The organism is Thioalkalivibrio sp. ALE9, from assembly GCF_000377445.1.
Classification (GTDB): Bacteria; Pseudomonadota; Gammaproteobacteria; order Ectothiorhodospirales; family Ectothiorhodospiraceae; genus Thioalkalivibrio.
The window spans coordinates 1-6,817 of the sequence record NZ_KB898144.1 but is presented as its reverse complement, the minus strand read 5'-3'; the positions used below and the strand labels follow the sequence as shown (position 1 = coordinate 6,817).

The following is a 6,817-nucleotide window of genomic DNA, read 5'->3' as shown; positions in this document are numbered from 1 at the left end:
TAGGCCCACTCGCGCAGGGCGGTCTGGATAAAGCGCTCGGCCTTGCCATTGGTTCGCGGCGTGTAGGGCCGGGTGCGGCGATGGCGGATGCCCAGTCGGCGGCAGGCCTGGCTGAACGCCCGGGCGTGGTAGCAGGGTCCTTTGTCGGTCAGGACCCGTCGGATGGTGATCCCCAGGGTGGCGTAGTAGCGCACGGCCGCCTCCAGGTGCGCGATCGCATCCTGGGCCCGCTCGGCGGGATGGATCTCGCTGTAGGCGATGCGCGAGCGGTCGTCGATGGCCACATGCACGTACTCGTAGCCCGCTCCGATGGAGTCCTTGGCGCGGACGCCGGTCACGCGGTGGCCCGGGTGACGGAAGCGCGCCAGCTTCTTGATGTCGAGGTGGAGCAGATCGCCGGGGTGTTCGTGTTCGTAGCGCCGGGGTGGCTCGGCCGGCTCCAGTGCGCTCAGGCGGTTCAGGCCCTCGCGCCGCAGGATGCGGCTGACGCTGGCCCTCGAGATCCTTGTGAAGGTCGCGATGCGATCCATGGTCCAGCGCTGGCGCCGCAAGGCGACCACTTGGCGTTGGATCCGTTGCGGGGTTCGCCGCGGTTGGCTCCGCGGCCGGGACGAACGGTCCACAAGTCCGGAACGGCCGGCCTCCTGGAACCGCTGGACCCAGCGCTGCACGGTCTTCGGATCCACGTCAAAGGCGCGGGCCGCTGCACGAAGGCTCAGGCCGTGATCCACGACCAGGCGAGCCATCCGCTCTCGACCGCGGGGACCCATTAAGGCATTTTGATGAAGGTTCACGGGGCGTCCTCCTTGGGAATGGCTAAGTCCGCAAACTCAGCATCCTTCGGAGTCGTCCCGTGGACAACCTATTGAGAGATCACACCTAGAGGCGGGCCGTTGGGGTCTTGCGGACCGCTCGTCCCGGCCGCGGAGACAACCGCGGCGAACCCCGCGACGGATCCAGCGCCAGGTGATCGCCTTGCGGCGGCAGCGCTGGACTATGGATCGGATCGCCGCCTTCACGGGGATCTCGAGGGCCAGCGTCAGCCGAATCCTGCGGCGGGAGGGCCTGAACCGCCTGCGGGCACTACAGCCCGTCGAGCCACCCCAGCGCTACGAATGTCGCCTTCCCGTAATTTGGTCCATTGAAAACTGGAGGTCTCCGGGCACACTAGAGCCTAAGGAGGCCGAGATGCGCAAGAGTCGGTTTACGGAAAGCCAGATCGTTCAGACGCTGAAGCAGGTCGAAGGCGGCCGGAAGGTGAAGGACGTCTGTCGGGAGATCGGGGTCTCGGAAGCGACCTACTACCAGTAGAAGTCGAAATACGGCGGCATGGAGGCGGCCGACGTCCGGCGGCTGAAGGAGTTGGAGGACGAGAACAACCGGCTCAAGCGGATGTACGCCGAGCTGGCCCTGGAGAACACGGCCCTGAAGGACGTGATCACAAAAAAGCTCTGAGCCCGGACGAGAAGCGCCGTGTGGTCACCGCGTTGACGCAGGACCACGGGCTGAGTCAGCGCCGGGCCTGTCAGCCGGCCGGGGTTGCGCGGTCGGTGGTGCGGTATCGCAAGCGACCGGACCGGGACGATGCGGTGATCGCGCTACTGCAGGAGCTGGTGGAACGCTATCCGGAGCGGGGCTGTGGCAAGCTGTTCAAGCTGATCCTGCGTCGGGGCCTGCCCTGGAACCACAAGCGGGTCTGGCGCGTGTACTGCGCCCTGAAGCTGAACCTGCGGCGCAAGGGTAAGCGCCGCTTGCCACCACGGGAGCCCCGGCCCCTGGCGTCGACCGAGGCCCCGAACGCGTGCTGGTGAGCGGACTTCATGTCGGATGCGCTGTGGGACGGACGGCGCTTTCGCACATTCAACGTCGTAGATGACTTCAACCGGGAAGCGCTGGCGGTGGAGATCGATCTGAATCTGTCCGCACCCCATGTGATCCGGGTGCTGGAGCGTATCGCCGCCTCGCGAGGCTATCCGCAGCAACTCCGCCTCGACAATGGTCCCGAGTTCGTCTCGGCCGCGATCGCTGACTGGTCCGAGCAGCGGAGCGTGGAACTGAGCCTCATCCAGCCTGGAAAACCCATGCAGAACAGGTTCATCGAACGGTTCAACGGCAGCTACCGCCGTGGGGTCCTGGATCTCTACGTCTTCCGAACGCTGACCGAAGTCCGGGAACACACCAAGCAGTGGCTGCAGGACTACAACGAAACCATCCCCCACGAGTCGCTGGGGGACCTGATGCCGGTCGAATACCGGCAGCTACACCACCCGGAAACCTCCAGTTACGCGTGGACCTAATCCGGGGAAGTGGACAGTTGAACCAGTCGACCCATTCCAAGGTGGCGAACTCAACGTCCTCCAGTCGCTTCCACGGACCCCGGCGACGGATGCACTCGGTCTTGTACAACCCGACGACCGACTCGGCCAAGGCATTGTCGTAGGAGTCCCCGACACTCCCCACCGAAGGCTCGATCCCAGCTTCACGCAGCCGCTCGGTGTACCGGATCGACAGATATTGACTGCCCCTGTCCGAATGATGAATCAGCCTATCTAACGACAATTACTCTGGCCGGTCGACGACAACTACTTTGGCCGGTTGCCACTAAGCTGGACTGCTCTTCCAAGCGACCCACAAGGGGCGGGGATGGCGGTCACCGAGCAACAGGTCAGAGTCTTCATGACACAGCGATCCAAAGGCACAACGCAGACGGCGGCGGCCGCCAAAGCCGGCATTTCTGAACGCACTGCCCGGCGGATTGACGCTGGCGAGCCCGTCGGTGGCGGCAAGTCGAGGGATTGGCGTACACGCCCGGATCCGTTTGCCGAGGTCTGGGACGAAGTCGCCGACGAACTCGGCAGGGAGCCGGATCTTCAAGCGCTCACGCTGCTGGAGTGGCTGCAGGAGCGCTATCCGGGGGCCTACCCGGATCACCTGTTGCGCACACTGCAGCGGCGGGTCAAGGCCTGGCGTGCCCGGCACGGTCCGGACAAGGAGGTGATGTTCCCGCAGCACCATGAGCCGGGGCAGCGGGGCCTGTCGGACTTTACGGTGCTCAAGGACGTGACGGTGACCGTGTGTGGACACACGCTGGATCATCGGCTGCATCACTTCCGGCTCGCCTACAGCGGCTGGTGCCATGCGCGGGTCATCCTTGGGGGCGAGAGCTATACGGCGCTGGCCGAGAGTCTGGCGGAAGCGCTCGAGCACCTCGGCGGCGTTCCGATGGAGCACCCCACGGATAGCCTGTCGGCGGCGTTCAAGAACCTCGACGTCAACGCCCAGCAGGACATCACGGAGCGCTATCAAGCGCTGTGTGCCCATTACGGCATGCAGCCGAGTCGCAACACCCCGGGGCGGGGTCACGAGAACGGCAGCGTCGAGTCGCCCCATGGCCATCTCAAGCGGCGGATCCGGCAACGGCTCAAGCTACGCGGTTCGACGGACTTCAACAGCCTCGACGAGTACCGGGCCTTCATCCGGGAGGTGGTTGCGAGTATCAACCGCCGGAACGCCTCGCGCATCGCCGCCGAACGGGCCGCGCTGGCGCCATTGCCTTGTCGTCGCGGCGTGGACTACACCGAAGCGCTGGTGCGGGTGACGACCTCCAGCACGTTCACCCATGCTCGCGTGTTGTACTCGGTCCCGGCGCGTCTGATCGGCGAGCGCTTGCGTATCCATGCCTACGACGACCGGCTCGTACTCCATCATGGTGGCCAGGCGCTGATGACGCTGCCGCGCGTGCATGTCGTCTCGGGTAGTGGGCGGCAGCGCTGCATCGACTACCGCCATGTCATTACCTGGCTGGTTCGCAAACCGCGAGCACTGGCAGGCCTAGCCTTCCGGGATGAGCTGCTGCCGGACGCCAACTGGCGCAGCATCTACCATCGTCTTAGTGCGCTGCTGAGCACCGAGGACGCGTGCAAGCGTGTGGTCGGGGCCCTGCGTCTGGCCGCCGAGCAGGACTGCGCACCGGCGATCGGCGAGTACCGGAGCCACGCCCTGGCGTGCGGGCACTGTCCCACGCTGGCGGAACTGCAAGCGCGCTTCTCCCCGCAACGGCCATCCGGGCCGCTGCCCACACTCCAGTCGCGCCAGCATGCGCTGGCTGACTACGATGCCCTGCTCCAGGGGGCCGCTCATGGCTGATGCTGCAACGCTGCCTCTGCTGCTGCGTCAGCTCCGCCTGCCCACCATGGCAGGATGCTACGAAGAGGTCATGGATCGCGCGACCACTCATGGCTGGAGCGTCGCCACGACGTTGGCGACGCTATGCGAGTATGAACTCGCCGAGCGTGAGCGCCGGCGCCTGGAGCGCCACCTCAAGGAAGCGCGCCTGCCGACCGGCAAGACACTGGAGGCGTTCGACTTCCAGGCGATCGATGGCGCCGATCGTAACCAGCTCAGCGCGCTTGCCTGTGAGACGGGCTGGATCGACCAGGCGCGTAACCTGCTGCTGTTCGGCCCAAGCGGGGTCGGCAAAAGCCACCTGGCTGCAGCGATCAGCCACGCGCTCATCGAGCAGGGCCTGCGCGTGCGCCACTACGCGGCCTCCGTCCTCGTCCAGGAGCTACAGACCGCCAAGCAGGCCCTGCGGCTCTCGGATGCCTTGTCGAAGCTCGACAAGTATCGCTTGCTGGTCATCGATGACATCGGCTACGTCAAACGCAGCGAGGCCGAGACCTCGGTGCTGTTCGAGCTCATCGCCCATCGCTACGAGGCGGGCAGCCTGCTGATCACCTCCAATCAGCCCTTCAGCGCTTGGGACGCCATCTTCCCCGACGACATGATGGCCGTCGCTGCCATCGACCGGCTGATCCATCACGCCCATGTCGTCGAGCTCAGCGGCGAGAGCTACAGAAAGCGCGCACACAGCGAGCAACGCAAGAAAACCAAGACCGCCTCAGCGGTCTGACAACACCGACGACCAACCGGCCAAAGTAGTTGACGTCAGATATCAGCCCGTCGAGACCCTGCCGCGAACGCTCGTACAACGCCTGCTCCAGATCGTCCAGCGCCATGTCGGTACGCGGGGTCGAGGCGGCACGGCAGCCGACGATCCGGCGCGAGAACACGTCGACCACGAAGGCCACGTAGACGAAGCCCGCGCCAGGTCGCGACATAGGTGAAATCCGCCACCCAGAGCGGGTTCGGCTGCGCGGCTTCGAACCGCCGCTGCACACGGTCGAGCGGACAGACACCCTCCTTGGCCGGGATCGTGGTGACCACCCCGGCACCCCGTGTGGCCTCGCGCAGACCCAGGCTGCGCATCAGCCGTTCCACCGTGCAGCGCGCCGTCGGCGGGCCGTCCCGGTGCAACTGCTTCCAGACCTTGCACACCCCGTACACCAGGAAGTTCTCGCCCCAGATGCGGCGGATCTCATGGCGTAACACGGCATCCCGCCAGGTCCGCGGCGGCAGGCGCTGGGGGTCACGTTCCTGTGCCTTCGCCGGAAAGTATGTCGACGGGGCGATCGGGAATACCCTGCGGGGTTGTGTGCGTCAAGTTGTGCAGAAGTGAGTCGGCCATGTTCGGTTGGTCGGTATGGCTCAGGCGGCCTCGGCCTGCCTCAGCAGGATTTTCTTGTGCTCTTTGAGCAGATCCATGTTCAGGTAGCGGTTGTCCTCCAGCCAGCCTTCGTGGATTTCGACGGCCAGGGCCCGTACCAGGCGTAGACAGCTGTGGGTGTTGGGGAAGATCCGGACCACCCGGGTCCGGCGCCGGATCTCCTCGTTCAGCCGCTCGAGCATGTTGGTGCTCTTCATGTGCTTGTGATGGGCCCGCGGCAGGCGGTAGAACGTCAACGTCTCCTGGATGTTGTCTTCCACCCAGTCGCACAGGCGGGGATACTTCGCCTGCCAGCGCTCCAGCCAGGCCGCCAGATCGCGCTGGGCCTCGGTCAGATCCCGGCGGTCGTAGAGCCAGCGCAGCTCTTGCAGGCAGTCGTCGTCGGCCTTGCGCGGCAGGTGGTCCAGGGCGTTGCGCAGGAAGTGCACATAGCAGCGCTGCCATACCGCTTCCGGGAGGATCTCCAGGATGGCCCGGCGCAGCCCTGCGTGCTCGTCGCTGACCACCCGTTCGACCCCGTTCAGCCCGCGCTCGCGTAGCCGCTCCAGGAAGGCGCGCCAGCTGCTCGCGCTCTCGCGACTGGCCAGCTCCACCCCCAGCACCTGACGCCGGCCCTCCCAGTTGACACCGATAGCGATCAGTACCGCCTGGGACCGGATCACACCGCCCTCGCGGACCTTCTCGTAGCGCGCGTCCAGGATCAGATAGGGGCAGGGCTCCTCCAGGCGCCGCGACGCGAACTCCGCCAGGCGGCCGTCCAGCCCCCGGTTGATGGTCGAGATCGCCGAGGCCGAGAACCCGTGATCGCACAACTCCTCGGTGATGGCCTTGACCTTGCGCGTCGACACGCCCTGGACATACATCTCCATCAGGGCCGAGACCAGCGCCTTCTCCGAGCGCTGATAGCGCTCGAACAGGCTGGTGGAGAACTGGCCGTTGCGGTCCCGGGGGACCCGCAACTCCAGCTTGCCCACGCGCGTGATCAGGGTGCGCGGGTAGTACCCGGCCCGGTAGCCCAGGCGGCCCTCGGTGCGCTCGCCCGGTGCCGCCTGGAGCTGGTCGCTCATCTCGGCCTCCAGGACCTGCTGGACCGCCTCGCGCACCAGCGTGCGCATCAGTTCCTCGTCTGTCCCCAATAACGCTCGCAGTGACGTGCGATCCGCAGTAGCCTGGCTCTTGTGAGTGGTCATGGTCTCGCCCTCCTTGAGGGGTTCCGGTGGTCGCTAACCAACCCGAATACCATGGCCGCTC

4 protein-coding genes and 3 pseudogenes are annotated in these 6,817 nt (G+C 65.8%); 3 read left to right on the top strand and 4 right to left on the bottom strand.

Annotation, left to right across the window (positions count from 1 at the left end; genetic code table 11):
- A partial coding sequence (locus D106_RS0114135) for an IS481 family transposase (protein ID WP_018880433.1) occupies positions 1-746 on the bottom strand: 746 nt, incomplete at its 3' end.
- A gap of 442 nt (positions 747-1,188) precedes the next feature.
- Here D106_RS0114135 and D106_RS15140 point away from each other — a divergent pair.
- Positions 1,189-2,297: pseudogene (locus D106_RS15140) on the top strand (IS3 family transposase).
- 16 nt (positions 2,298-2,313) lie between these two features.
- Here the strand turns inward: D106_RS15140 and D106_RS15015 are convergent.
- Positions 2,314-2,544: pseudogene (locus tag D106_RS15015) on the bottom strand (integrase core domain-containing protein); the annotation flags it as partial.
- Positions 2,545-2,676: 132 nt separating this feature from the next.
- On the opposite strand from D106_RS15015, the gene istA reads away from it, so the two are divergent.
- Positions 2,677-4,146 carry an IS21 family transposase gene (gene istA / locus D106_RS0114120; RefSeq protein ID WP_231372881.1) on the top strand — a complete coding sequence of 490 codons (1,470 nt, stop codon included), beginning with the start codon at positions 2,677-2,679 and terminating at the stop codon, positions 4,144-4,146.
- Positions 4,139-4,912 carry an IS21-like element helper ATPase IstB gene (istB, locus tag D106_RS0114115; RefSeq protein WP_018880427.1) on the top strand — a complete coding sequence of 258 codons (774 nt, stop codon included), beginning with the start codon at positions 4,139-4,141 and terminating at the stop codon, positions 4,910-4,912. Before istA ends, istB begins: the two co-directional genes overlap by 8 nt.
- Before the next feature lie 40 nt (positions 4,913-4,952).
- On the opposite strand, the pseudogene D106_RS15010 reads toward istB, so the two are convergent.
- Positions 4,953-5,484: pseudogene (locus D106_RS15010) on the bottom strand (IS3 family transposase); the annotation flags it as partial.
- A gap of 63 nt (positions 5,485-5,547) precedes the next feature.
- Positions 5,548-6,756, bottom strand: a complete 1,209-nt coding sequence (locus D106_RS0114110; protein WP_026280611.1) for an IS256 family transposase — start codon at positions 6,754-6,756, stop codon at positions 5,548-5,550.
- Positions 6,757-6,817 lie beyond the last annotated feature (61 nt).

Excerpts from the sequence above, each read along its gene's own strand:
- istA (WP_231372881.1), top strand. The coding sequence starts at position 2,677 with ATGACACAGCGATCCAAAGGCACAACGCAGACGGCGGCGGCCGCCAAA.
- istB (WP_018880427.1), top strand. The coding sequence starts at position 4,139 with ATGGCTGATGCTGCAACGCTGCCTCTGCTGCTGCGTCAGCTCCGCCTG.
- D106_RS0114110 (WP_026280611.1), bottom strand. The coding sequence starts at position 6,756 with ATGACCACTCACAAGAGCCAGGCTACTGCGGATCGCACGTCACTGCGA.